This window comes from Nakamurella sp. (assembly GCF_048594475.1).
Taxonomy (GTDB): domain Bacteria; phylum Actinomycetota; class Actinomycetes; order Mycobacteriales; family Nakamurellaceae; genus Nakamurella.
Genome location: NZ_JBMDXT010000526.1, coordinates 1 through 2208, shown reverse-complemented (window position 1 = coordinate 2208; position 2208 = coordinate 1). Strand labels below are relative to the sequence as shown.

Annotated in this window: 5 protein-coding genes; 2 read left to right on the top strand and 3 right to left on the bottom strand. The window is 73.9% G+C overall.

Features of this window, described 5'->3' with window-relative positions:
* The first annotated feature begins 13 nt into the window (after nt 1–13).
* On the top strand, nt 14–541 hold the full coding sequence (locus tag ACOJUF_RS23695) for a MogA/MoaB family molybdenum cofactor biosynthesis protein (protein ID WP_420124270.1): 528 nt from the start codon (nt 14–16) through the stop codon (nt 539–541).
* Here ACOJUF_RS23695 and ACOJUF_RS23690 read toward each other — a convergent pair.
* On the bottom strand, nt 522–926 hold the full coding sequence (locus ACOJUF_RS23690; protein ID WP_420124269.1) for a hypothetical protein: 405 nt from the start codon (nt 924–926) through the stop codon (nt 522–524). The genes ACOJUF_RS23695 and ACOJUF_RS23690 overlap by 20 nt on opposite strands.
* A gap of 69 nt (nt 927–995) precedes the next feature.
* On the opposite strand from ACOJUF_RS23690, the gene ACOJUF_RS23685 reads away from it, so the two are divergent.
* Nucleotides 996–1199: a hypothetical protein gene (locus ACOJUF_RS23685; protein WP_420124268.1), complete on the top strand. Its 204-nt coding sequence runs from the start codon at nt 996–998 to the stop codon at nt 1197–1199.
* Between the two features lie 6 nt (nt 1200–1205).
* On the opposite strand, the gene mscL is transcribed toward ACOJUF_RS23685, so the two are convergent.
* Complete coding sequence (gene mscL, locus ACOJUF_RS23680) at nt 1206–1673, bottom strand: large conductance mechanosensitive channel protein MscL (RefSeq protein WP_420124267.1); 468 nt, start codon at nt 1671–1673, stop codon at nt 1206–1208.
* A gap of 110 nt (nt 1674–1783) precedes the next feature.
* Nucleotides 1784–2208: hypothetical protein (locus ACOJUF_RS23675; RefSeq protein ID WP_420124266.1), on the bottom strand; the 425-nt coding region annotated here is incomplete at its 5' end.

Sequence of the window (2208 nt, the reverse complement as noted above, 5' to 3'; positions counted from 1 at the left end):
CCGGAACGATGCGATCGGTCGCGTCGACCACGACGAGGAGGCCATTGCGGTGTCCAACCATCACGCCGGTCGGGCCTTGATCGTGTCCATCACCGATCACACCCTGCACGGTGAGGACGACGGCGGCGCCGGTGCCCTGGTCACCGAGCTCCTGGTGGAGGCGGGCTTCGTCGTCGACGGGTCGGTGACCGTGCCGTCGGACGAGGTCGCCATCCGGACCGCGCTGAACACCGCCGTGATCGGCGGTGTCGACCTGGTCGTCACCGTCGGCGGGACCGGGGTCTCGCCCCGGGACGTCACGCCGGACGTGACGTCCGAGGTCATCGACCGGGAGCTGCCCGGCGTCACGCAGGCGCTGCGCTGGTCCGGGATGGCTGCGGGCGTCACCGACGCGGTGATCTCGCGGGGGCTGGTCGGGGTGTCCGGGTCGACGCTGGTCGCCAACATCGCCGGCACCCGGGCGGCGATCCGCGACGGCATGGCGACCCTGACCCCGCTGGCCATCCACGTGATCGAGCAGCTCAGCGATCCTGAGGTCTGAGCACCCGCTCCTTGATGGTGTCGACGGCGCCGCCGACGAGCTGCCCGGCGCTGCCGGCGGCCGCCTTGGCCTGGTCGACGGCCGGGCCGGCGACCTCGATCGCCTTGCCCGTCACCGCACCGGCCACCGCCTTGGCCTGGTCCACGGCCGGGCCGGCGACCTGGAGCGCCCGGCCCGCCACGTCGCCGGCCACCGTCCTGGCCTTGTCCACCGCCGGTGCGAGCGGGGCGAGCACCGGGGCGGCGGCCTCCTTGGCCCTGTCGATCACGGGTCCGGCCGTCTGGGCGGCCCGGTTCAGCGCGTCCCCGGCGACGTCCTGCGCCTTGCGGTTGAGCCCGTCCGCGGTGTCCTTGGCCCGCCCGATGCTGTCGTCGATCAGTCCCACGATCGCTCCTGCTGACGGCCCGCACGGCGGCCCGTGGGGCGCCGTCACGGGCGGTGGAATGCTGGCGGCATGAACGTACCCGCCGAGCCCGCCGCGGACCATTCCTCAGCGCGCCCCGCGCCGACCCCGGCCGACCGGCGACGGATCGACGAGATCTTCGGCGACGTCCTGCCCGACGTCACCGGTGACGAGCGGGACCGCCCGCGGGCGGCCGACCGCGACCGGGACGACGACCGGTGGTACCTGGACAACCGGCCGCCGCACCACGGCTGAGTCGGATCAGCCGCCGCTGCCCGGGGCCGGGGCCGGACCGGCGGCCTGGCCCGCGGGGGCGCCGCCGGTGTCGGTGTCGGCGCTCGCGTTCTGGTCGCGCAGCAGGTTGCGGATCTGGATCAGCAGCTCGACCTCGGTCGGGTCGGCCTTGACCGGAACCTTCTTCTTGGCCGCCATGTCCGAGATCTTCTTCATCGGCGCGACGAAGACGAAGTAGACCACCAGCGCCGTGATGATGAACGTGATGATCGCGTTCAGGATCGCGCTGATGTTGACGTACGACTCGGGCTTGCTCGGATTGACGTAGAAGCCGATCGACCCGGTGTCCACCCCGCCGAGCGCGTTGAGCACGGGCTCGATGAGGTTGGCCGTGACGGCGGTGACCAGCGCGGTGAACGCGGCGCCGACGACCACCGCGACGGCCAGGTCGATGACGTTGCCGCGCAGCAGGAAGTCCTTGAAGCCTTTGATCATGGTGTGTCCTCCACAGCAGACCGCCACCCCCGGATGACCGGCCACCGCGCTGTGGCGTGGTCCGGGACGCCCCCTACGCGATCCCCGAGATGACGGAGCGACAGTACCGATCAGGTGAACCGCACGGCAACGGTGCCGGTCAGCGCGGCGCCGATCACCCGATCCGCCAGATCGGCGGGCACGGCGAGCACGACCGGCGGACCCTGGTCGCGCCGGTCGGCGGCCGGCGGCACCAGCAGCACCACGGCATCGGCGACCAGCACGTCGGCGGTGCCGTCCTCGGCCACCGCGAGCACCGCGACGTGCATGCCGGGCCGCAGCAGCTCGGCCACGGTCGCATCGGCCGGCCGGACGGGCACCGCGACCCGTCCCGGTCCCGGTGGTGGTCCGGCCGGGTCGACCAGCCGGACGTCGGTGATGACCTCGCCGCGCCGGGCCGCCGCGGCCAGGGTCCGGCCGACCGCCGCGGCCGGCGCGGCCAGGGCCCCGGCCGGCGGGTCCGGCGCGCGCGTGGCGCGCCGGGCGGTGACGGCCC

Bases quoted from the DNA above. Each gene is read 5' to 3' on its own strand.
- mscL (WP_420124267.1), bottom strand. From the start codon at position 1,673: ATGATCAAAGGCTTCAAGGACTTCCTGCTGCGCGGCAACGTCATCGAC.
- ACOJUF_RS23685 (WP_420124268.1), top strand. From the start codon at position 996: ATGAACGTACCCGCCGAGCCCGCCGCGGACCATTCCTCAGCGCGCCCC.